Origin of the sequence: Streptomyces sp. NPDC090445 (assembly GCF_044769385.1) — a bacterium.
In the GTDB taxonomy this organism is placed as follows: Bacteria; Actinomycetota; Actinomycetes; order Streptomycetales; family Streptomycetaceae; genus Streptomyces.
In genome coordinates this window covers 148,194-169,745 of sequence record NZ_JBIVXV010000003.1, presented here as the reverse complement: position 1 = coordinate 169,745, position 21,552 = coordinate 148,194, and the positions used below count along the sequence as shown (strand labels likewise).

At 75.6% G+C, this 21,552-nt stretch carries 20 protein-coding genes; 11 read left to right on the top strand and 9 right to left on the bottom strand.

What is annotated here, in order from left to right; genetic code table 11:
• Positions 1-117 precede the first annotated feature (117 nt).
• Complete coding sequence (locus tag ACIQUT_RS08870) at positions 118-2,049, top strand: serine/threonine-protein kinase (RefSeq protein WP_403560927.1); 1,932 nt, start codon at positions 118-120, stop codon at positions 2,047-2,049.
• Positions 2,050-2,118: 69 nt separating this feature from the next.
• Here the strand turns inward: ACIQUT_RS08870 and ACIQUT_RS08865 are convergent, their stop codons facing one another.
• From ACIQUT_RS08865 to ACIQUT_RS08855, 3 genes are all read right to left on the bottom strand, one after another.
• Positions 2,119-2,442, bottom strand: a complete 324-nt coding sequence (locus ACIQUT_RS08865; protein ID WP_403560925.1) for a plasmid stabilization protein — start codon at positions 2,440-2,442, stop codon at positions 2,119-2,121.
• Positions 2,443-2,493: 51 nt separating this feature from the next.
• Positions 2,494-3,054, bottom strand: coding sequence for a hemerythrin domain-containing protein (locus ACIQUT_RS08860; protein ID WP_403560923.1), 561 nt, complete (start codon positions 3,052-3,054; stop codon positions 2,494-2,496).
• 75 nt (positions 3,055-3,129) lie between these two features.
• The gene (locus ACIQUT_RS08855; RefSeq protein WP_403561646.1) at positions 3,130-3,585 is read right to left on the bottom strand and encodes a flavin reductase family protein; all 456 of its coding nucleotides are present in this window, start codon (positions 3,583-3,585) and stop codon (positions 3,130-3,132) included.
• A gap of 393 nt (positions 3,586-3,978) precedes the next feature.
• Here ACIQUT_RS08855 and ACIQUT_RS08850 point away from each other — a divergent pair, with 393 nt between their 5' ends.
• The 3 genes from ACIQUT_RS08850 to ACIQUT_RS08840 all read left to right on the top strand — a co-directional run bounded on the left by ACIQUT_RS08850 (position 3,979) and on the right by ACIQUT_RS08840 (position 5,548).
• On the top strand, positions 3,979-4,176 hold the full coding sequence (locus ACIQUT_RS08850) for a hypothetical protein (protein ID WP_403560921.1): 198 nt from the start codon (positions 3,979-3,981) through the stop codon (positions 4,174-4,176).
• Between the two features lie 242 nt (positions 4,177-4,418).
• Positions 4,419-5,282: an oxaloacetate decarboxylase gene (locus ACIQUT_RS08845; protein ID WP_403560919.1), complete on the top strand. Its 864-nt coding sequence runs from the start codon at positions 4,419-4,421 to the stop codon at positions 5,280-5,282.
• On the top strand, positions 5,279-5,548 hold the full coding sequence (locus tag ACIQUT_RS08840) for a hypothetical protein (RefSeq protein WP_403560917.1): 270 nt from the start codon (positions 5,279-5,281) through the stop codon (positions 5,546-5,548). The genes ACIQUT_RS08845 and ACIQUT_RS08840 overlap by 4 nt, the downstream gene beginning before the upstream one ends.
• 478 nt (positions 5,549-6,026) lie before the next feature.
• Here the strand turns inward: ACIQUT_RS08840 and ACIQUT_RS08835 are convergent, their stop codons facing one another.
• Positions 6,027-6,623: an isochorismatase family protein gene (locus ACIQUT_RS08835; RefSeq protein ID WP_403560915.1), complete on the bottom strand. Its 597-nt coding sequence runs from the start codon at positions 6,621-6,623 to the stop codon at positions 6,027-6,029.
• 735 nt (positions 6,624-7,358) lie between these two features.
• On the opposite strand from ACIQUT_RS08835, the gene ACIQUT_RS08830 reads away from it, so the two are divergent.
• The 5 genes from ACIQUT_RS08830 to ACIQUT_RS08810 all read left to right on the top strand — a co-directional run bounded on the left by ACIQUT_RS08830 (position 7,359) and on the right by ACIQUT_RS08810 (position 11,735).
• On the top strand, positions 7,359-8,819 hold the full coding sequence (locus ACIQUT_RS08830) for an amino acid permease (protein ID WP_403560913.1): 1,461 nt from the start codon (positions 7,359-7,361) through the stop codon (positions 8,817-8,819).
• A gap of 222 nt (positions 8,820-9,041) precedes the next feature.
• Positions 9,042-9,293 carry an EF-hand domain-containing protein gene (locus ACIQUT_RS08825; RefSeq protein ID WP_403560911.1) on the top strand — a complete coding sequence of 84 codons (252 nt, stop codon included), beginning with the start codon at positions 9,042-9,044 and terminating at the stop codon, positions 9,291-9,293.
• Between the two features lie 161 nt (positions 9,294-9,454).
• The gene (locus ACIQUT_RS08820; RefSeq protein ID WP_403560909.1) at positions 9,455-10,090 is read left to right on the top strand and encodes a metal ABC transporter ATP-binding protein; all 636 of its coding nucleotides are present in this window, start codon (positions 9,455-9,457) and stop codon (positions 10,088-10,090) included.
• A complete protein-coding gene (locus tag ACIQUT_RS08815; RefSeq protein ID WP_403560907.1) occupies positions 10,087-10,956 on the top strand; it encodes a metal ABC transporter permease in 870 nt (289 codons plus the stop codon). The genes ACIQUT_RS08820 and ACIQUT_RS08815 overlap by 4 nt, the downstream gene beginning before the upstream one ends.
• Complete coding sequence (locus ACIQUT_RS08810) at positions 10,914-11,735, top strand: metal ABC transporter solute-binding protein, Zn/Mn family (protein ID WP_403560905.1); 822 nt, start codon at positions 10,914-10,916, stop codon at positions 11,733-11,735. Before ACIQUT_RS08815 ends, ACIQUT_RS08810 begins: the two co-directional genes overlap by 43 nt.
• A gap of 56 nt (positions 11,736-11,791) precedes the next feature.
• On the opposite strand, the gene ACIQUT_RS08805 is transcribed toward ACIQUT_RS08810, so the two are convergent.
• The 3 genes from ACIQUT_RS08805 to ACIQUT_RS08795 are packed head-to-tail and all read right to left on the bottom strand — an operon-like array spanning position 11,792 to position 16,091.
• Complete coding sequence (locus ACIQUT_RS08805) at positions 11,792-12,541, bottom strand: DJ-1/PfpI family protein (RefSeq protein WP_403560903.1); 750 nt, start codon at positions 12,539-12,541, stop codon at positions 11,792-11,794.
• On the bottom strand, positions 12,538-14,247 hold the full coding sequence (locus ACIQUT_RS08800) for a class I adenylate-forming enzyme family protein (RefSeq protein WP_403560901.1): 1,710 nt from the start codon (positions 14,245-14,247) through the stop codon (positions 12,538-12,540). The genes ACIQUT_RS08805 and ACIQUT_RS08800 overlap by 4 nt, the downstream gene beginning before the upstream one ends.
• Positions 14,244-16,091: a CoA transferase gene (locus ACIQUT_RS08795; protein ID WP_403560899.1), complete on the bottom strand. Its 1,848-nt coding sequence runs from the start codon at positions 16,089-16,091 to the stop codon at positions 14,244-14,246. The genes ACIQUT_RS08800 and ACIQUT_RS08795 overlap by 4 nt, the downstream gene beginning before the upstream one ends.
• 145 nt (positions 16,092-16,236) lie before the next feature.
• Between ACIQUT_RS08795 and ACIQUT_RS08790 the strand changes: the two genes are divergently transcribed.
• Positions 16,237-17,445, top strand: coding sequence for an acyl-CoA dehydrogenase family protein (locus ACIQUT_RS08790; protein WP_403560897.1), 1,209 nt, complete (start codon positions 16,237-16,239; stop codon positions 17,443-17,445).
• 437 nt (positions 17,446-17,882) lie between these two features.
• On the opposite strand, the gene ACIQUT_RS08785 is transcribed toward ACIQUT_RS08790, so the two are convergent.
• Together ACIQUT_RS08785 and ACIQUT_RS08780 are read right to left on the bottom strand one after the other, a co-directional pair.
• Positions 17,883-19,271 (bottom strand): sugar ABC transporter permease, encoded by a 1,389-nt coding sequence (locus tag ACIQUT_RS08785; protein ID WP_403560895.1) that lies wholly within the window; start codon positions 19,269-19,271, stop codon positions 17,883-17,885.
• The gene (locus tag ACIQUT_RS08780) at positions 19,268-20,485 is read right to left on the bottom strand and encodes an MFS transporter (RefSeq protein ID WP_403560893.1); all 1,218 of its coding nucleotides are present in this window, start codon (positions 20,483-20,485) and stop codon (positions 19,268-19,270) included. Before ACIQUT_RS08780 ends, ACIQUT_RS08785 begins: the two co-directional genes overlap by 4 nt.
• 195 nt (positions 20,486-20,680) lie before the next feature.
• Here ACIQUT_RS08780 and ACIQUT_RS08775 point away from each other — a divergent pair, with 195 nt between their 5' ends.
• Entirely contained in the window at positions 20,681-21,388 is a 708-nt protein-coding gene (locus tag ACIQUT_RS08775) for a hypothetical protein (RefSeq protein ID WP_403560891.1), read from the top strand.
• The last annotated feature ends 164 nt before the right edge of the window (positions 21,389-21,552 follow it).

Here is a 21,552-nt window from a genome sequence, read left to right as displayed (position 1 = left end):
CGGGCGCGGACGGCGCCTGCGGGCGCGCCGCGGCCCGTGCGGGCTCGGGGGTTCCGGATCGCTCCGGCTCGGACAGCGTGCGGTGCGCATCGCACGGGCAGGACGGGGGTCAGCAAGGTGACGAACGGTCAGCATCCGGACGCCGGGGACGGCGTGGGCCGCGCGGACGCGCCGGCCGCGCACTTCGAGCCGCTCGGTCCCGACGACCCGGCGACGGTGGCCGGGTACCGCATCGGTGCCCGGCTCGGCGCGGGCGGCATGGGCAAGGTCTACCTCTCCCACACCCCCGGCGGCCGCCCCGTCGCGATCAAGGTGATCCGCCCCGAGTTCGCGGAGGACCCCGAGTTCCGGCGCCGGTTCACCCAGGAGATCCGCTCCGCGCACCGCGTCCAGGGCCTGTTCACCGCGCCCGTCATCGACGCCGACACCGACGGGGCGCACCCCTGGCTGGCGACCGCCTACGTGCCGGGGCCCTCGCTGGCCGCGGCCGTGTCGGCGCACGGCGCCCTGCCGGACGAGACCGTGCTGCTGCTCGTCGCGGGCATCGCGGAGGCGCTCCAGGTGATCCACGGCGCGGGCATCGTGCACCGCGACCTCAAGCCGTCGAACGTCCTGCTGGCCGCCGACGGCCCGCGGCTCATCGACTTCGGCATCGCGCACGCCGCCGACGCGACCTCCCTCACCGGCAGCGGCGTGGCCGTCGGCACCCCCTCCTTCATGGCCCCGGAGCAGGCCGCGGGCCGGGGCGTCGGGCCCGCCACCGACGTCTTCGCGCTGGGCCAGGTCGCCGCGTACGCCGCCACCGGCGCGCCCGCCTTCGGCGAGGGCTCCTCGCACGGCGTGCTGTACCGGATCGTGCACGAGGAGCCCGACCTGTCCGGCCTGCCGCCGCGGCTGTCCGAGCTCGTCACCCGCTGCCTCGCCAAGGACCCGGCGGCCCGGCCGCCGGTCGCCGAGGTCATCGCCCTGTGCCGGTCCGCGAACGACGCCACCTCGCTGCGCCGGGCCGAGGACTGGCTTCCGGCGGCGGTCACCGCCGAGATCGCCGCCCGGTCCGCGGCCCCCGCCCCCGCCCCGGCCCCGGCCCCGGCCCATCCGCCGACGGCACCCGCCACCCAGCCCGCGGCACCGGCCGCTCCGGCACCGCCCGCGGCCACGGCGGCTCCGGCGGCCCCGGCCCATCCGCCGACGGCGCCGTCCGGCCCCGGGTACGCGCCGACGGCACCGTCCGGACCCGTGTACGCGCCAACGGCCGCCGCGACCCCGCCCACGGCAGTGCCGTCTGCGGCCCCGCCGCAGGCACCGCAGCAGCCGCACCCCGCCGTGAACCCGTACGCTCCCACGCAGTTCTCCCCCGCCCAGCCGGCGCAGCCACAGCCGCAGGCGGGGTACCTCCCTCCGCAGCTCCCGTTCCCGGCCCAGGCCGGGGCCGCGGGCGGGCAGCCGCCGAAGGCGGGCCGGAGCAGCCGGGCCGTCGCGGCCGCCATCATCGCGGCGGCCGTCTTCGGCGGGGCCGCGGTGTACGGCCTGGTCAACGGCAAGGACGCCGAAGGCGGCTCGTCGGCCTCCTCCGGAGCCGGCGGCAGCGGCAACGGCGCCACCGGGACGGGGACCGGCGCGAAGCCCTCCGCGAGCGGGGCCCGACCCGACCCGGCGCCGGCCGACTACAAGAACATCAACCTGACCGCGGGCTACCACCTCACCCTCGGCGAGGACCCGCTGCACCCCCAGAAGGGCGAGGACGGGAACTACGAGCTCTCGTACGACACCGGCGGCTACCTCGACGCCGAGAGCCGCGGAAGCACGTTCGCACTCCTCGACCCCGGCCAGGAGGGATCACTCGCCGCCTGCCGCGCCGAGACCCGCTTCACGGAGAACGTGTACGTCAACAAGCTGGGGGTGGGCCGCCAGATGTGCCTCACGACGGGGACCGGCCACATCGGCCTGGTCACGGTCCGCGGCATGTCCCCGGAGAGTTCGTCGAGCACCTACCTCACGCTCGACGTGACCGTCTGGCGCAATGCCGCACCGGGCACCGCCTCCCGCTGACCCGCGCACCCGGCACCCGGCACCCGGCACCCGGCACCCGGCACCCGGCACCCGGCACCCGGCACCGGGTCAACGGCCCAGGGCCTGCTTGAGTTCGGCCTTGTCCATCCGGGAGCGGCCCTTGATGTTCCGCTCCTTGGCCTCGTTGTACAGCTGCTCCTTCGTCGGTCCTCCGGAGCCGCTGTGCGACCGCTGTCCGCCGCGCTTGGACGAGGACATGTCGTGGGTGGAGGAGCGGCTGGCGGTGTCCGACTCGCCGGAGCGGGCACGCTCCTTGTTCACCGTCCGGGCGGCGATCTCCTCGGCCCGCCTCTCGGACTCGCCGCGGTCCAGCGCGGACTCCTTGATGTGTTCGTACTGTCGTTCCCGCTTCGGGGAAGAGCCGCGGGGCATGACCCTCTCCTTCCGTGTCTTCCGTGCCTCCGTGGGCGGAGCCGCGGCGGCTCAGGCCGCCTTGCCGCGGCCGGTGACGAGGTCCCGTGCCCGGTCGACGAGGCCGAGGCCCGGGGCGAGCAGCTTGTTGGCGGGCGGGGTGGACGGGCTGCCCGGGTGCGGGCGGGTCGGCGCGAGCTTCTTCGCGCGCCGGATGCTGTCGCCGAGGTCGTCCAGGTCCTGCTGCGGGCAGTTGTGCCGCAGGGCCGGGAAGAGGTTCTCCTCCTCGTCCTTGATGTGGGCGAGGACCTCGGTGCGCAGTTCGATCAGGCACCGCTCGAACTCCGGTCCGGACGGGTCCAGTTCCTCCAGCTCCTTGAGCATCTGCTCCGCCCGGGAGTGGTCGGCGATCTCCTTGTCGGCGATCCGGTCGCCGCCGTCGAGGTGTTCGCGGACGGCCGGGTAGAGGTACTGCTCCTCCGCGACCGAGTGGCGGACGAGTTCGATGGTCAGCAGGTCGGCGACCTCCCGCCGCCGCTGGCCCTCGGTGGTGGTGCGCAGTTGCGTGAAGTAGTCCTTCACCTCGTCGTGATCGGCAGTGAGTTCCTTGACGACGTCTCCACCGTGTCCCATGGGGTGCCTCCGATCCAGCGGTCCGGGCCGGCCGCCCGGACACCATTGGTCGGCGCCTGCCCCGTCGCCCGCGCGTCATGCCGGGTGGCCGGGCTTCAGGTCGCGTACGTCGGCGTACCTCAGCGGCGGGACGGGCGGGCCGGGCGGGCCGGGGGCCGGCGGGGACCCGTCGACCGGGGACAGGAGGAAGCCCTCGTGGTCGCCGCCCGCGAGCACGCCCTCGATCCGGCCGGTGAACCAGTCGGCCGCGTCCGACAGCACCGGGCTGCCGTCGCGGCCAGGCCGCCAGCCGGTGCGGGCGAACTTGTCCACGCGGTCCCCGGTCCGGCCGCCGAAGAGCTCCGCGAGTGCCCGCTGGTCGCGGCGCAGCAGGTGCACGGTGAGGTACCGGGCACTGCGCGCGACCGTGTGGGTGTGGTTGGCGGTCGACAGCCAGACGACGAAGCGGGGCGGCTCGATCGAGCACTGCGAGGCGAACCCGACCAGGCATCCGGCCCGCTCGCCGCCGGACGCGGCCGTGACCACGTACATGGGTCCGTCCAGCGCGGCGTTGAAGGCGTCGAGGCCGGGTCCGGGTTCCGGCACGGATGGCTCCTCGGGGTCGGCTGACGGGCCTGTGAGGTGCCCCCTCCTGCATCGGCAGGGCCGCGGCCCGGCTTGAGGCGTCGGCCGCGCCGCCGAGCGTATTGCTGCTCCAGCAGCTTTCGGCCGGTGCAGTGGCTTGCGACCGGCCCCCGAGCCCGTGCGCCGATGACCCGGCCGCGATCTGCCGGGCGGAGGTTTGGCGGGCGGAGGTTTGGCGGGCGGCCGAGCGGTTAGGCGCCGGTCGGCGCGGCGACAGCCGCCGCCGAGCAGTGCGCTCACGCGCGGTGACGCAGCAGATGCGACCGGCTACGGGCGGACGATCTGGGAGTGTGAAAGGCCATGGGCGGCGACAGCGACAGGCAGGACAGGGACCGGATCCGCGGGCGGTCGCCGGACCCGGACCGGCTGAGGACGGGCGGCCGGCCGCGCAGCCCCGAAGAGGTCGCGCACGAGCGGGGCCGGGAGGACGCGACGATGCGCGACGTCATGCACGAGCTGAGTGAGGGCGACCTGGACGACATGCGCGACGACCGCTGAGGAACGGCCGACGGGGAGGACGCCCGGGCCCATCTGCCCCGGACCGGCGGACGGCGGTCCTCCGCGTCCGCGCCCAGTGACGTTTCCCCGGTGAATTCACTCCCCCTGGAGAGTGAGCAAAGCGCTCGCCTAAGGAGTTTCCCGGTTCTCCCACGAAAGTATCGGGCTTTGGTAAAGGACCGTCGTGTTGCGGCGGTCCTGCCATGTCTCTGTGCTGCTTCACCATGACGAGGAGTCAGGCGTTGACCTACGGGAACAAGTTGCGGGAACAGATCGCCGCGCCGGGAACCACGCCCCTGATCGGCGTGTACGACATGTACTCGGCGTCCATCGCGGCCCGGCACTACGACGGGATGTTCGTCTCCGGCTTCGGTTTCGCCGCGTCCTACTACGGGCTGCCCGACATCGGGTTCATCGCCTGGCCGGACATGGTCGCCTTCGTGCAGCGCCTGCGCGGCGCGTTCCCCCGGCACCACCTGCTCGTGGACATCGACGACGGCTATGCCGACCCGGAGGTGGCCTGCCACGTGGTGGAGGGGCTGGAGCGCATCGGGGCCTCCGGCGTGATCCTGGAGGACCAGCAGCGCCCGCGCCGGTGCGGGCACGCCGACGGAAAGCAGGTGCTGCCCCTCCAGGAGTACCTCGACAAGCTGGAGATGGTGCTGGCCGTCCGCCGGGACATGGTCGTGGTGGCCCGTACGGACGCCACCGAGGAGGCCGACATCCTGCACCGGGCCGAGCGCCTGGCGGCCACCGGTGCCGACGTCGTCCTGGTCGACGGGGTGCGCAGCGTGGAGTGGATCCGGCGGATCCGGGAGGTGGTCGGCGCCAAGCCGCTGCTGTTCAACCAGCTCGCGGGCGGGAAGTCGCCGCGGCTCTCGCTCGGCGAGCTGGCCGACCTCGGCGTGGACGTGGCCATCTACAGCACGCCGTGCCTCTTCGCCGCCCACGAGGCGATGGACTCGGCGCTGCGCGACCTGCGGCGCGACGACGGGCGCCTGCCCCTCGTGACCGCCGACGGCGGGATCGGCGTCGCCGCCGCGACCCGGCTCCTGGAGGACAACGTGGCCCGGCTGCGGCCGGTTCCCGAACGGGTGGGGGCGTGAGCCGGCGGCCGGGCGGGCGGGTGCGGGCGGCGGCCGTCCCGGCGCTCGCCGCGGCCCTGCTCGGTGCGGCGGCGGCGCCCGCGGCGGCCGGCGGGAGTCTGATCACGGTGGTCGACAACTCCGGTGCCGACTCGTTCCTGGAGGTCGACCGGGCCGCCAACGTCCAGTACCGCAGCAGCGGCACGGCCGGCAGCGACCACGACGGCAGCGCCGTCGCGGCCGTGCAGGCCCTGATCGGCGCCCTCGGCCCCGCGCAGCAGGGCTGACCGGCACGGCGGCCGCCGCGACCGGTCCGGGCCGCCCGGCACCCCGGCACCCCGGCGCCTCGGCGCGCCCGGCGCCGGGCGGTCGGCCGCGGCGGCCCGCCCCGCCCCGCCCCGGTACCGGGCCACCGCGTGACGCAGGTGATGCGGCCGGCCGCTCCGTCGACGGGGAGGAGGTTGCCGTGCAGGTCGTTGATCGCGAGCAGCTGTACGGGGACGCGGTGTCCCGGGCCGCGGCGGCTGCTTCGGCGGCCGCCGGCCCGGCCGGGGCCGGGCCGGCGGCGAGGGAGAGGGCGGTGAGGGCGGGCGCGGGGACACCGCGCCGCGCGAGTTTCCTGATCACGCCCAACGTTCTGCGGTTCGGGCCGCGGGCCGCGGACCGCGTCCGCCCCGGTGCCTCACTCCGACGGCGGGGGCGGTTCACCGCAGAAACGATCACGGGTGCGCCCCTCCGGCGCAATCCTCCCGCTTGCGGTTTCCGTCAGGCGAGGACGACGGGGGTGCCGGTGAGTTCGACCCCGGCCCGGCGCAGTTCGTCGACCGCCTGCTCGGTCGTGGCGGCGGCCACACCCGCCGTGTAGTCCAGCAGGACGCGCACGCCGAATCCCGCGCGCACCCCGTCGAGGGCCGTGGCCTTCACGCAGTGGTCGGTGGCGATGCCGACGACGTCCACCGTGTCCACGCCCTGGGCGCGCAGCCACTCGGCGAGTGCGGTGCCCTCGGCGGTCGCGCCCTCGAAGCCGCTCTTCGAGGCCGAGTGCGCGCCCTTGAAGAAGACCTCGTCGACCGATCCCGCGGCCACGGCGGGCAGGAAGTGCGGATGGAACTCGCTGCCCTCGCTGCCGACGAGGCAGTGCACGGGGAAGGAGTCGCGGAAGTCGGGGTCCGCGGAGAAGTGGCCCCCGGGATCGATGTGGTGGTCCCGGGTGGCCACCACGCGGTGGTACTCCCCGGGAGCCCGGTCACGGACCAGCTCCTCGATGGCGCTGGCCCGCTCCGCACCCCCTTTCACGGGGACGCTGCCGCCTTCGCAGAAGTCGTTCTGCACATCGACGACGATCAATGCTCGGCCCGTCATCGGACCTCCTCGGTACTCGGACGATGCGGCGCTCCCCGGTCCGGGGGCGCGGCCGGACGTTCCCGTCAACCGGTGCCGACGGGTTCCGGACGGGTCCCGTGCGCTCGCTTCACCCGCTTATTCGTTCCTGCGGCGGCCATCCGGCGCAGCTGCCGTCGCACGCCGCTCCGACACCGACGGTGACGGTGCCGACGGCGGCCGGGGCGACCGCGGCGGGGGCGGCACGGGTGCGGGATGTGCACTGCATCGGGCGGCCTGCTCTTCCAACTGCGGTCGAAGGCCGGAGCGTTCGCATGGTCCCACTGTTGCGGCCGGCCTGTCGGTCCTGCGCAGCGGACGGCGGAGATGCGACCGAGGCCCGACGTCGGGCGCGCGCGGCCACGCTCCGTGTTCACCTTCCGATAGGGGCGCGTTCCACATGGCACATATTGCCGTGGTGGCAATCGGCGTTCGCTCAGCGGAGGCTCAGATCCGGATAACGATCGAGTCACCGAGGAAGGGTCTTTCGGCCAGGTCACAGGCGAATGACCGTTATGCCGGTGATGTGCGCCACGGTCCGTCGTGGCCGGGCGTGGTACATCTTCACGACCGCCTGCCGGACACCACCCTCGTCCGAGCAGGGGCGCTGGAGCCGGCCACCGCCGGCAGCAACTCCATCAGCATCCGGGGGATCGGAACCCGATTCGCAGCCGTGCGCGGCGCGGATCGGCATGGAGCGGAAAGGCGCACCACAGCATGACCTCGACGCAGGTCGAACAGCACAACGGCGACAACACGGCCGCGGGCAGCACGCCCGAGGAGGGCTACGAGCGCGGGCTCGGCAGCCGCCAGGTCCAGATGATCGCCATCGGCGGCGCCATCGGCGTCGGCCTCTTCCTGGGCGCGGGCGCGAACATCGCGAAGGCCGGGCCCAGCCTCATCCTGATGTACGCCCTCGCCGGCGTGATCGTCTTCTTCATCATGCGGGCACTCGGCGAGCTGCTCCTGTACCGGCCCGTCTCGGGTTCCTTCGCGGAGTACGCCCGCGAGTTCCTCGGTCCGTTCTTCGGTTTCGTGACCGGCTGGACGTACTGGCTCATGTGGGTGGTCACCGGCATGGCCGAGCTGACCGCCGCGGCGATCTACATGCACTACTGGTTCCCGGCCATCCCCCAGTGGGTGACGGCCCTGGTGTTCCTGGTGATCCTGTTCGTCGCCAACCTCATCTCGGTGAAGATCTTCGGCGAGATCGAGTTCTGGTTCTCGATGGTCAAGGTCACCGCCCTCATCGGCATGATCGTGATCGGTATCGGCGTCGTGACCTTCGGCTTCAGCGCCGCCGGTGACACCGCCGCCGTGTCGAACCTCTGGGCCTTCGACGGCATCTTCCCGAAGGGCGTCGGCTCCAGCCTGATGACCCTGCAGGGCGTCATGTTCGCCTACCTGGCCGTCGAGCTCGTCGGCGTCACCGCGGGCGAGTCCGAGAACCCGGAGAAGACCCTCCCCAAGGCCATCAACACCCTGCCGTGGCGCATCATCGTCTTCTACGTCGGTGCCCTCAGCGTGATCCTGATGGTCGTCAAGTGGACCGAGTTCCAGCCGGGCGTCAGCCCCTTCGTGGCCGCCTTCGCCAAGATCGGCATCCCGGCCGGTGCGGCCATCGTCAACTTCGTGGTCCTCACCGCCGCCCTGTCGTCCTGCAACTCCGGCATGTACTCCACCGGCCGCATGCTGCGCGACCTGGCCGCCAACTCCGAGGCCCCCAAGCTGCTGGGCAAGCTGAGCTCCACCAAGACCCCGGCCGTGGCCATCACCCTCTCCGCCGCCCTCATGGGCATCGGCGTCGTCCTCAACTACGTCGTCCCGGAGAAGGCCTTCGGCTACGTCACCTCGGTCGCGACCGCCGCCGGTATCTGGACCTGGCTGATGATCCTCGTCAGCCACATCCGCTACCGCCGCGCGGTGGACGCCGGCAAGCTGCCCGCCTCCTCCTTCCCGGCCCCCGGCGGCACGATCTGCAGCTGGATCGCCGTCGCGTTCCTGCTGCTGGTCACCGCGATGATCGCCATCGACCCCGACAGCCGCATCTCCCTGTACGTGGGTGCCGGCTGGGCGGTCTGCCTGGCCATCGGCTGGGCCGTGCTGAAGTCCCGCAACCCGCAGATCGCGGCGCGGGCCGCGGCCGACAGCAGCCCGAAGACCGCGGGCCGGTCCTGATCAACCCCTGAGCGGGTCCTCCCCCGCCCGCTCCCCTCGGGGGCGTACCTGCCGGAACGGCGGGTACGCCCCCTTCGGCGTACGCACCCGCAGCCCGACGGGCCGACCGGATCGGCCGGGTCGGCCGGCCGGTGTGCAACCCGGCGGCCGGACCCTGCGTCCCTCTGCACAGGACGCGCCGGCCGACCGGCGCGTACAGTCCCACGGAAGCAGGACATGGTGATGAGCGAAAAGGCGCGCAGGCTCTTCGACGCGCTCGATCTCGACCAGGACGGCACCCTGACGCGTGCCGAGGTCATCGGGGCCCTCCGGGCCAAGGGCCCCACCCTCGCCGCGCAGGGAGTGATCCCCTTCTGGGGGGTCGGGGACGATGCCGAGTCCTCCGCCCTCTTCGACGCGGCCGACCAGAACGGCGACCGCGTCCTGACCTTCGAGGAGTTCTCCGCCGTGGTGGACCGCCGCTTCGGCTGGTGAGCCACCGCGCCGGGTAGCCCTCCCGGCAGCCCCGCCCGCCGCCGCCGGCGGATCCCGCCCGATCCCGCGGGAACCCGGCGCCCCCGCCGGCCGACTACTGGCAGGCAGGAGCCGTCCGCTCCGGTCCCGCTCCTGCACGCACCGCGGCAGGGAGGCAGGGAATGGGTGGACTGGACGTACGGATGCGCGGGGTCAGCTGCCGGCACGGCAGGGTCGACGCCGTCACCGGCGCCGAACTGGAGGTCGCGGCCGGCGAGCGGGTGGCGCTGACCGGAACGAACGGATCCGGGAAGACCACGCTGCTGCGGGCCGTCCTCGGACTGCACCGGCCCGCCGCCGGCAGCGTCCTGGTCGGCGGCCGCGACGCCCGCACACCCGCCGAGTGGGCCTGGCGGCGCCGGGCCTGCGCCTGGATCCCGCAGAAGCCGGCCGCCGGCCGCTTCCCCCTGCTCGGCCGGGAACTGCTCGCGGCGGGCACCTCCCCGCCCGAGGCCGCCGAGGCCGCGCAGCGCCTGGGCGTGGCCGCGCTGGCGGAGCGGCCGCTGCACACCCTCTCCGGGGGCCAGCTCCAGCGCATGTACCTGGCCCGGGCCGTCGGCTGTGTCGCCGCGGGGGCCGGGGTGCTGCTCGCGGACGAGCCCACCGCCGCCCTCGACTTCGCCGGCCAGGCGGAGGCCGCCGACGTACTCTCCGCGCTGCCCGTCACCCTGGTCGTGGTGACCCACGACCGGGCCCTGGCCGAACGCTGCGACCGGATCCTGGAAATGGCCGCCGGGCGGCTGCGGGAGGTCCGGTGACCACCCTCGCCACCGCCGATGTCGGCGCCCTGCTCCAGCTGGTCCCCGTACAGCGCGCCGGGGCGGCGCTGCTGCTCGCGGCGATCGGCCTGCCGGTGATCGGGGTCGTCATCGTCGGGCTCGACATCATGCCGGTCCGCTTCGCGATGATGCACGTGGCCCTGCTGGGCATCGCCGCCGGCCTGCTGACCGGGCTCGACCCGATGCTCTGCGCCCTGGTCGCCTGCGCCCTCTCCGGTGCCGGGGTGGCGCCGCTGGCCCGCACCCCGGCGGGGCTGTCCGGGGCGATGGGGCTGCTGATGAGCCTCGCCATCGCCGCCGCCCTGCTGCTGCTCGCCGTGTCCGGGGTCAACGCCTCCGGGGCGTTCGCGCTGCTGTGGGGCTCGATCCTGTCCGTGGGCACCGCCGACCTCGTGGTCCTCGGGGTGCTCGCGGCCGCCGTCCCCGGCCTGTTCCTGTGGCGCCGCCGCGACGTGGCCCTGCTGCTGTACGACCGGGAGCTGGCCCAGTGCTGCGGGGTGCCGGTACGGCTGCTGACGACCGCCCTGCTGGTGCTGGTCGCGGTCTCCGTCGCCGGAGCGCTCAAGCTGACCGGCGCCCTGCTGGTCGACGCGCTCACGCTGCTGCCCGCGCTCGCCGCGCGGCGCCTCGGCAGCTCACTGAAGTCGATCACCCTGTGGGCGGTCGGCATCGGCGTCGCCGTCAACCTGGCGGGGTTCCTCCTCGCCCTCTGGCTGGACTGGCCTCCCGGTCCGGTTCTCGTCCTGACGGCGGGGGCGGTCGTCCTCGCCGTCCACCTCGTACCCGAACGGAGAAACACCACATGGCGCGCACCCGCGTCCGTATCGCCCCCCTCGCCGCACTGAGCGCGGCCCTGCTCCTCACCGCCGGCTGCGCGGACGGCGGCGGGACCTCGTCCGAGCCGACCGCCGCGGCCTCGGCCGGGGCCGGGGAGCGGAAGGCGAAGCCGGTGGTGGTCGTGACCACCACCTGGGAGGGGGCCTTCGCCAAGGCCGCAGGCGCCGAGAACGTGAAGGTCATCGTGCCGCAGTCGGTGCACCACGCCCCGGACTACGACCCGAAGCCGTCCGACCTCGCCGCCGTGGCCCAGGCCGACTTCGTGCTGTACGCCCCCTTCGAGCCGTACGCGGCGAAGATCAAGGAGGCGGCCGGCTCCCGGGCGAAGCTGGTGGAGGTGAACCTCGACAACGATGCCGACAAGGTCGGCGCCGAAGTGGCCCGGCTCGGCGCGCTGTTCGGCACCGAGTCCGCCGCCGCGCAGTGGAAGTCCGGCTTCGACGGCGAATACGCCCGCCTCTCCGGGGAGGTGAAGGCGGCCTGGCCGGGCGGCACCAGCCCGAACGCCGTCTCCCAGGTCTTCACGGTCTGGGCGGCGAAGCTCGCGGGGGCGACAACGGTCGGCAGCTTCGGCCCGGAGCCGGTGACGCCCGCGCAGCTGGCCGAACTGTCCGCCAAGAAGCCCTCGTTGGTCCTGGACAACGCCCACATGTCGACCGGCACGGTGCTGCCGGACACCGGCGCCCGGCAGGTGAAGATCGTCAACTATCCCGGGCCGGACCTGGACCTGCTGCCGGTCTACCGCAACGCGGCCGCCGAACTGAAGAAGGCCATGGGCGGCTCCTGACCCGCGCCGGCCCCGGTCGGGGTGGGAGGACGCCGCGCGCCCTCCCACCCCGCGCGCTACCGGCGGGGCGGCGCGTCCGGCGTCCACACCGTGCCGCGGGCCTCGTATTCGAGCATGGCCTCCACCGACGCCGCCGTTTCGGCGCCGAGTTCACGGCGTACGAGCCGGAGCGCGAGGTCGAGGCCCGAGGTGATGCCGCCCGCGGTGACCAGGTCGCCGTCGTCCACGACCCGCGCCGTCTTCAGCACGCCGCCCTGCTCCGCCAGGTCGGGCCGGGCCCGGTGGTGGGTGGTGCAGGGCCGCCCGCGGGTCAGCCCGGCGGCGGACAGCAGCATGACGCCCGTGCACACCGCGGCAACGGTGAGCCCGGGCCGTACCGCCGCGGCCAGGGCCCGCGGCAGGGTGCCCCGGCGGATCTCGGCCCACACTCCGGGGTCCTCCCGCCGCGCGTATCCCCCGCCCGGTACGAGGAGCACGTCGGCCTCGTGCGGGGCCCAGCGGTGGGGGACCTGGACCGTCGTGCCGTAGGCGGCGTGCACCGGGCCCGGGGCGGAGACGGTGACGTAGCGGACGTCGATCGTGCGCTTCGTGAAGAACCGGGCTGCGGAGAAGACCTCGTACGGTGCGGCGAAGTCCAGTTCCTCGACTCCGTCGAACATGACGAGGTGCACGCGCAGCGGCTTCCCGTCCGCCGCGGCGGGCTGCCCGGAGGCGGCGGCCGGGGCGGCGGCCGTTCCGGCGAGGCCCGTGACCGCCGCGGTGGCGCCGAGGGCGGTGGAGGAGCGGAGCAGGTCCCGCCGCTTCACCGTGTGCTCCCTGTGGTGTCGTGGTGCGGCCGGCGCGGTCCGGGGACGGGCGCCGGGGCCGGGGCCGCGGTCAGGCGTGCGCGGAGGGCGGCGCGGTCGGGCTTGCCGGCCGGGGTCAGCGGCAGCTCGGGGACGAGGAGGAGCCGCTCGGGGTGTTTGCGCCGGTCGAGGCCGCGGCCGGCGAGGTGGGCGCCGAGGGCCTCCAGGGTGGGGGTGCGGTCGGCGCGCGGCACCACGCAGGCCGCCAGGCGCTCGCCCATCAGCGCGTCCGGGACGCCGACGCACACCACGTCGCGGACCTCGGGGTGCGAGGTGAGCTCCCGTTCGACCTCGGCCGGGCTGATGTTGGCGCCGCCGCGGATGACGACGTCCTTGAGGCGGCCGACCACGTGCAGCACTCCCCCGTCGTCCAGGAAGCCGAGGTCGCCGGTGCGGACCCAGCCGTCGGGGGTGCGGTAGCGGGCGTCGAGTTCGGGGGCGCCGACGTAGCAGAGGGGGGTCATGGGCCCGCGGGCGGTGATCTCCCCGACCCGGCCCGCCGGGAGCTGCTCGCCGGTGTCCGGGTCGGTGATGCGAATGTCGGCGACCTTGGGGTCGGGGCGGCCGGCGACGGCTCCGTGGGAGTCGGTCGGCGGGGTCCGGTGGTCCAGTCCCGTATGGCAGTTGACGCCGTCGGCGGATCCGTAGAGGTTCACGACCGGGCAGCCGAAGGCGTCGGCGGCGGCCGCCGCGGTCGTCTCGTCGAGCGGTGCCCCGCCGAGGACCAGGGCGGTGGGCGCGGGCAGTTCCCCGCCGGTCTCGGCGAGCCGGTCGAGCATCATCCGCACCATGGTCGGCACGCCGAGGACGTGGGTGGGCCGGTGCTCCCGGATGGCCGCGAGGGCGGCGTCGGCGGTGAAGTGGTCGAGGAGGACGAGGGTGCCGCCGTGCCGGGCGAGGGTGACGGCGGTGCCGTTGGATCCGAAGGCAGTGGACAGGGGCACCAGGAACAGGCATCGCGGCGGCCGGCCGTCGGGGATGAGCGAGGCGAGGAAGTTGCCGCGGCCGCCAGCCAGCGCGTTGTGCGAGTAGGCGACCATCTTGGGCTCGGCCTCGGAGCCGGAGGAGACGAGGATCCGGGCGGCGCTGTCGGGGTCGGGCCGGGCCGGGGTGAATCCGGCCGGGTCGGTCCGTGTCAGCGAGGCCAGCGGAATCGTTCCTTCGGGGGCGTTGCCCGGCCCTGCGGCGATGACGTGGGCCAGCGCGGGCAGCCGGGCCGACAGGGCGTGCAGGTCGGCGGCGTGGTGGCAGCCCCGGTGGTCGGCGGCCGCGATGACGGCGACTGCACCGGCCCGGCGCAGCAGGCACGCGGCCTCCCGGGCGCCGCGGCCGGCCGGGAAGGGCAGCGCGACCGCGCCCAGCGCGGCGATCGCGAGGTCGGCGATGACGGCATTGCGCTGGTCGGGCAGTTGGACGCCGACCACGTCGCCCGGCCGCACGCCGAGGTCCCGGAGGCCGGCGGCCAGCGAGCGCGCCTTGCGGTCGAGGGCGGTGTAGCAGAGGGCGCCCTTGGCGTCGAGGACGGCGGTGCGGTGCGGGTCCGCGATCTGGCGGGCCCGCTGGAGGCTGTAGAGGTCGAGGTCGGGGCAGGTCCCGTCGACCGCCCAGGAGCGGCGGAGGGCGGCGGGCAGCAGGTCGTGCAGTACGGGCCGGGCGGAGGCGGTCATGCGAAGCTCCACGGGTCGGGAACGGCGGGGGCACCGTGCGCGTCGCGGCCGATCGAGCCGGCGAAACGCGGATCGCGGTGCAGGGCGGCGAGGTCGGTGGTGACCGCGGTGGCGGTGAGGCCGCGGGTCCGCAGCCGGTGCAGGGCCTCGTCCGTGGGGAGTTCGCGGACGGCGTCGGCGACGGCGGCGACCACGGCCGCGGAGTCGTCGCCCGGGGCGATCCAGCCGTCGGCCGTCGGCAGCGGGCGCCGGAACCCGGCCGGCCGCCGGGGTTCCCCGCCGGAGGCGGCCCGGCGCAGTGCGGGGGCGGTGAGGAGGTCGGCGGCGCCCAGGAGGGAGGAGTCGACGCGGACGGCCCGGCCGGTGCGTTCGCGCAGCAGCAGTCCGGCGAGGACGGCCTCGGCGCCGGTCAGCCCGCCCAGGACGTCGAGGAGCGTCATGAGGGAGGGGGCGGGCGGTTCGCCGTCCGGGCGGACCGCCTCGCCGACGCCGGTGCGGGCCTGCACCATGAAGTCGGTGCCCATGGGGGCATCGCCGATCCGGCCGGCCCAGCCGCTGGTGTACGCGTACACGAGCGCGGGCTGTACGGCCGTCAGGTGCTCGGCGTCCAGGCCGAGTTCGCCTGCCTTGCCGGGGGCCCAGTTGTGCAGGAAGACGTCGGCGCCGGCCACCAGCTCGTACAGCCTGCGCCGGTCGCCCGGCGCCTTGATGTCGATCTCGACGGCCTGCTTGCCGCGGTTGAGGGCGAGCCAGCGCGCGGACGTTCCCGAGCAGGCGGGCGGCATGCCGCGCAGCGGGTCGCCGCCCGGGGGTTCGACGCGGATGACCTCGGCGCCGAGCAAGCCGAGCAGGTGCGCGGCGAGCGGGGCCTGGATGCGTCGGCCGGCCTCCACGACGGTGAGCCCGGCCAGCGGGCGGCCGGGGGACGGGGCCGGTCTGCGGCGCACGGCGGTTCCGGGGTCCGCCGGGGGCGTGCCGAGCGGGTCCAGGGTCCAGGGGGCCGCCCCGTCGTGCTCCGCGGCCCGCTCGGCCAGGGTCCGCAGGGCGCACACGTCGGCCCCGGCGTCGGCGGCGGCCTGCCGGATCCGCGCGAAGGCGTGGGACCGGGTGGTGCGGTGGAGGGCGTCCGGGAGGGGCGCGCTGGCCGTGGCGTAGCGGAACTGGAAGGGGCGCCAGCCGGCCCGCAGGGCGTCGGCGGGGGCGTCCAGGGCGCGCCAGAACGCGGCCCACACCCCGGCGTCAAGGGTCTCCAGCTCGAACCGGACCCCCTCGGCGGAGGTGAAGGGCGGCCCTCCGGGAGCGGGGGCGACGGCCTCGGCCTCGTCCGCCCCGGCGGCCGCGAGGTACTGGGAGACGGCGAGCAGCCCGGCGTGGTCGGCGCGCGTCTCGACCCGGGCGGGGGCGCCGCCTCGGGCCTGGGCGAGGAGCCCGGCGAGGAGGCCCTGCACGGTGAGGATGCCGGTGGCGGTGGCGGCGTAGTCGGCCGCCAGGCCGTGCGGTGCGCCGTCACGGCGGCCGTGGACGGCCATGATCCCGGTGGCCGCCTGGACGGTCGCCTCGTCGGCGATCCCCGATCCGGGCGCCGCCCACACGGTGGCCGCCTCGGCGGGGGCGAAGCCCGCACCGGTGAGCACGGCGTGCCCGGTGGGCGCGATGGGCCCGGCGGCCGCGATGGGCCCGGCGTGCGCGGCGGGTGCGGCGGCCGGGTCGGCCGAGGTCGCCCGCTCCGCGCCGAGGAGCCGGAGGTGGTCCGCGACGACGTCCGTGATCTGCGGGGGCCCCGAGATGTCGAAGCGCAGGGTGTCGAGTGGCCGGACCGTCCTCGTGGTGACTGGTGACGCCATGCCTCTCCTCTCCGGGCGCGGTGGTGTGGTGCGCCCGAGGTCGTGTGGAACGCGGGAACCCGTCGGGGCTCGCGCCCGACCAGTTCCACGGAAAAGTCAGTCGGACAGCCGTTCCCACGGGTTCCCGGCGAACTGGAGGAAAACCGTGCCGAGTCGAGACCGTTCAGCGCCCGTACGGGGCCAGGAGGCCCCGGATGCCGGGCCGTTGCGCGAGCGCGTCGAGGAGTTCACGCGGAGCCGCGTGCTGCCGGAGGAGCCCGTACTGGACGCGGGCGGCCCCGCGGCGGCGGCCGTCCGGGCACGGCTGCGGCGCGCCGCCCGGGAGGCCGGGCTGTGGGCGCTGCCGCTGCCGGCCGAACTGGGCGGCGGGGGCCTGACGCTGGCGCAGTACGCCGGGGCGGCGGAGGCCGAGGGCGCGAGCGACCACGGGCCGGCGGTCCTGGGCTCCGCCCCGCTGCTGGACGTACGGATGCTCGCCCGGTACGGCGACCCCGTCGTCCGGGAGCGGTACCTGGAGCAGATCGTCGCCGGGGAGCTGCGCGCCTGCTACGCGATGACCGAGCCCGATGTGCCGGGCACCGACCCGTTCCTGACCGGGACCCGGGCCCGGCAGCAGGCGGACGGCAGCTGGTGCATCACCGGCCGCAAGTGGTTCACCTCCGGGGCCGCGGACGCGGACCTGGTCACCGTGCTCGCCCGCACCGACGGCGGCGACGGGGACCGCGAGGGCCTGTCGCTGCTGCTCGTGCCCACCGCCTCGCCCGGCTTCCGCTTCGTACGCGAACTGCCGGTGCTGGGCGCGGCCGGCCAAGGGGAGATCGAGCTCGACCGGGTCGTCGTGCCCGGCCACCACCTGCTGGGCGAGCGCGGCCAGGCCCTCGCCATCGCCGGCGAGCGGCTCCAGCTCGGCCGGACGCTGCGCTGCCTGCGGTGGCTCGGGCAGGCACGGCGCGCCTTCGACCTGATGTGCGGGCGGGCCGTCGCCCGGACCGGGTCGCGCGGACCCCTGGCCGGGCACCAGCTCGTCCAGCAGCACGTCTTCGACGCCCTGCTCGCGCTGCGCACCACCCGGCCGCTGGTGTACGAGGCGGTCGCCCTGCTCGACGCGGGGCAGGACGCGCACACCGAGGTCGGCCTCGCCAAGGTCGCGGCGGCCCGGATGCTCCAGCAGGTCGCCGATGCCGCGATCCAGGTCCACGGCGCCGCCGGACTCGGGCCGGACACCCCGCTGCCCGCCCTGTTCCGCACGGGGCGGGCGGCACGCATCCTCGACGGCCCGGACGAACTCCACATCACGTCGGTGGCCCGCCGCGTCCTGCGCGAGTACGAGCAACGCACCACGGCGTCCTGCTGAGGCCGGGGCCGCGGAGGCGTGTCCGACGCGGGCCCGCACCCGGCGGTGTCCGGCGTCGGCCTCCTCCCGGCCTGGCAGGAGGGGCCGTCCGCGAAATCCATCGTGCCGACGGACGGCCTTGGCGGGGAGGTCGCACTCGCACCGGCCGCGGGCGTCGGTGTCGTCGCCCGGGCCGGCCGGGCTGGTGCGGCCGCACGGCGAATGCCGGCGGCGACGACGCGCTGTACGTTCGCCGAGGACCGGTGGTTGCGGGACGCGGCCCCGCCTGCCGGCCGCGGACCGGGACGAGGGTGCCGTCCACGATCCGCAACCGGTCGGCCGGCAGACCCGTGGCCGGGGAGAACCCGAAGAGCGGGGCGGGCTGCCGTATGCCCGCAAGCCCGCGAGCGTCCGCCCGTGCCGGCGAAACGCCCCGGACCGGGTCTTCTGCGACACCCTCAGGCCTCGGCAGCCCCGGTCAGGCCGGTGAGGGTGGCCAGGCCCAGTGCGAGGAAGAAGTCTCCCCAGATCAGCTCGTGCCGGACGGCCGTGCCGTCCCGCGCGTCGTAGCAGCCGTCGAGCAGCATGCCGGCGGGGCGGGCGCCGCCTCTGCCTGAGAGGTGGGTATCGGCCAGGTGCCGCAGGATCCCGGCGGCCCGGCGCCGCAGTTGTTCGGCGCGCCGGGTGTCGGTGTGGGCCAGTTTCAGCAGGGCCACCGCGTTGACGGCCGCGGCGGAGGTGTCGTACGGCCCGCCGGGGTGCGCGGTGTCGGCGGGCGGCACGGGCGGGCCGTCGAGCACGCCGGACGTGGCGAGCAGCTCCTCGGCGGCCCCGCGGAGCCGGTCCGGCCGCCAGGCGGACGCGGCGGGGTGCAGCAGGGCGTCGGCGACGGCCAGCAGCAGCCAGGCCCGGCCGCGGCTCCACCCCGGCGGGGGCTCCGCGCACGGCTGCCACCCCGCCCCGGGCGTGAACCGCCAGGCCGGATACGCGCCCCCGGATCCCCCGGCCCCGGCGAGGCACAGGTCGAGGTGCCGGTGGAGGTGGTCTCCGGCCGCCCGCACCCCCTCCGGGCCTGCGGCGGCGAGCAGGTGCACCGTGCCGGGCACCCCGTCGGCGCGGGCCTGCAACCGGTCCCCGCCCAGGGCGGAGCCCCACGGCAGCAGGCCGAGGCCGGGGTCCGCGGCCGCAAGGCAGGCGCGGGCTCCGCGCCGGAGCAGCGCGGCCGCCTCCCGGTCCCCGGCCGCGAGCGCGGTCCCGTACCAGAGGATGAGGCCGCGGGTCGCCGTGTCGGCGTCGGCCCACGGCGCCAGGCGCCGGGTGCACTCCGCGGCCGCGCTCCGATCCTCGCCGCTGCCGGTCCAGCGGGCCCGCAGCCACAGCAGTCCGGCCCAGAAGCCGCCCGTCCAGGAGCCCCGGGCGGTGGTGGTCCAGCGGCCGGTGGCCGGGTCGGCGAACAGGGGAAAGCGCTCCCCGACCCCGTCCCGGGTGACAGCCACCCGATTCAGCACCACCGCCAGCACGTCCCCCGCCCATCCGAAACCCCCGCCCGTCGGACCCAAGCCCGGACGTTCACCGGCCAGGCCCTGCCCCTGACGGCCGCCGGTCACATCCGGACCCCGACCACCGGCCGTCAGTTCGGAGCCCCGGCCGCCCCGCGGCGCGACCGAGCCCCGGTCGCCGCCCGTGACGTCCGGGATCCGGTCACGGCCGGTCAGGCCCTGGCCCCGGTGGCCCGTCAGCCCCGAGGCTCGGCGGCCGGCGGCCGTCCGGCCCGGGCCGGGGTCGTCGGGTCGGGTCGGGGCCTGTGGGGTGCTCGGCGGGTTCGGGGTGGGGTCGGCGGCGGTCATGCGGGAGTCTCCGCGGTGCGGCGGTGGTCGCGGATGGCCCAGGCGGTGGCCACGGCGGCGGCCGCCGCGAACTCCGCCGCCACCAGCAGCCAGCCGGCACCGTACCGGCCGACCTCCGCGAGCAGGCCGAACAGCGGCGGCCCGACGGCGAATCCGGCGAAGAATCCGGCGGCGACGAGTGCCGAGTCCTGGCCGGCCCTCCCGGCGACGGCCCGCTGCATCACCAGCACCATGGACACCGCGTTGCCCGAGACGGCGAACACCCCGACGGCGACGGCCGCCGCCCAGGCCAGCGGGGCGGCGTACACCGCGGCCGCCAGCAGGAGCGCGGCACCGACCGCCCCGGCCGCGAGCCCGCCGGGCAGCCATTCGGCGCGCCCGGGCCGGGCCGTCCGCGACCAGCCCACGCGCCCCGCGATCCCGGCCACGCCCAGGACGGCGACGAGCGCCCCGGCCGGGGTCGGCCCCATGCCGAGTTCGCGTACGCCGAACAGCGCGAGGTAGGTGTTGACCGAGGCGATGCCGGCACCCAGCAGCAGGGAGAACGCCGCCAGCCAGGCGACGTGGCCGCGCGGCAGCAGCGGCGCCGCGGCGGCGCCGGCCGGCGGGGCCGGGTCCGCGGGCAGGGACCGGGCGGCCCACAGCGCGACCACCGCGGCTGCCGCGGCGGCCGCCCAGACCGCGCCGCGCCAGCCGATGCCGCCGGCCAGTGCCGTGAGGGGCAGTCCGGCGGCGAAGGCGCCGAGCTGGACGCCGGACTGCTTCATGCCGGTCACCGCACCGCGCCGGGCGGGTGCGACGGCGGCGAGGACGGCCTTGTTGGTGGCGGGGTTCGCCAGGGCCTGCGGCAGCCCGCCGAGGGCGACCGCCGCCAGCAGCACCCCGGCGCCGGGCGCCACCGCGATCAGGGCGAGCGCGGCGGCGGTGACCAGCAGCAGGGCGACGAGGGCGCGCCGCGGACCGATCCGGTCGACCAGGCGCCCGCTGACGGGGGACAGTACGGCGGCGGTGCCGAAGCCGACCGTCGTCGTGACGCCCAGCAGGGTCGCGGAGACCTCCAACTCGTCCATCAGCCGCGGCCCGAGCGCACCGAGCAGGAACAGCTGGAGCATCGAGAACCCCATGGCGCAGGTGAGCAGCGCGGTCGGCGCGCGGCGCTCCGGAGGGCCGCCGGCCGCCTCCGTCGCCGCGCCCGGGGCAGGGGCCTGCTCCACGCCGTTCTCCCTTCGTACCGTCTCCACACCGTTTCGGCGGCCCGTGGCCGTGGGACAGAAGTCGGAAGCGGCAACTCGCTGGTTCCCGAAGGGATTTGTGGCGTACGACACAGCTTCCGAAACGGAATGGCAGTAGCCGACTTGTCTCCACCGACCTGTGCCCGCCGGATCCGGGAGTGCAAGGATGAGCCCGTTATGACCTCTGACCGATGGTGTCGAGCCGTGCGGGCCGCGGTGTTCGCGGCCACGTGTGTGCTGCTCGCGGCCATCGGCCACACCCTCATGTCGGGCGCCGGTGTGCCCGGTTGGGCGCTGGCCGCGGCGTTCGCCACGACGGCCGGCGCGGCCTGGGCCCTGGCGGGCCGGGAGCGGCGCCTGTCGGCCGTGACCGCCGCCGCCGTCGGGGTCCAGGGGGTGCTGCACGAGCTGTTCTCGCTGGCACAGGCCCCCGTTCCGCATCCGCCGATGCACCACACGGCGGCGGGCACGGGCGGCCACGGCACGCCCTGCGGACACGGGGCAGCCGGGGCCGCCGGCACGGTCGACACGGCCGGGATGGACGGTACGGCCGCCGGGTTCGACGGCACGGCCGGGATCGGCGGCATGCACGGCATGCACGGCACGGCCGGTGTGTCGGGGAGCGGCATGATCGCGGCCCACCTGCTCGCCGCCCTCCTGTGCGGCCTGTGGCTCGCGTACGGCGAGCAGGCCGCGTTCCGCATCCTGCGGGCGCTCGCCGGCTGGTTCCTCGCACCGCTGGGGCCGCTGCCCCGCCTGGCCGCCCACCCCCACCGGCCCCGCGTCCGCTCGCGGCGGCCGCACCACGGTTCCGCGCTCCGCCGGCTGCTGCTCGCCTATGCGTTCGGCACGCGGGGGCCGCCGTCCGGGATCGCTGTCGTCTGACAGCCGGCTCACCCGAAGGCGCGGGTCATCCCCCGCGCTTCGGGTCTCGGCCCTGCCGTCCGGCAGCGGCCGTACGACGCACCGGGCCCGCCGATCGCGCCGGTCCGGATCCCGACACCTCGTGAAGGACCTGTGGCGATGACCCCTGCCCTCAGCCTGCCCCT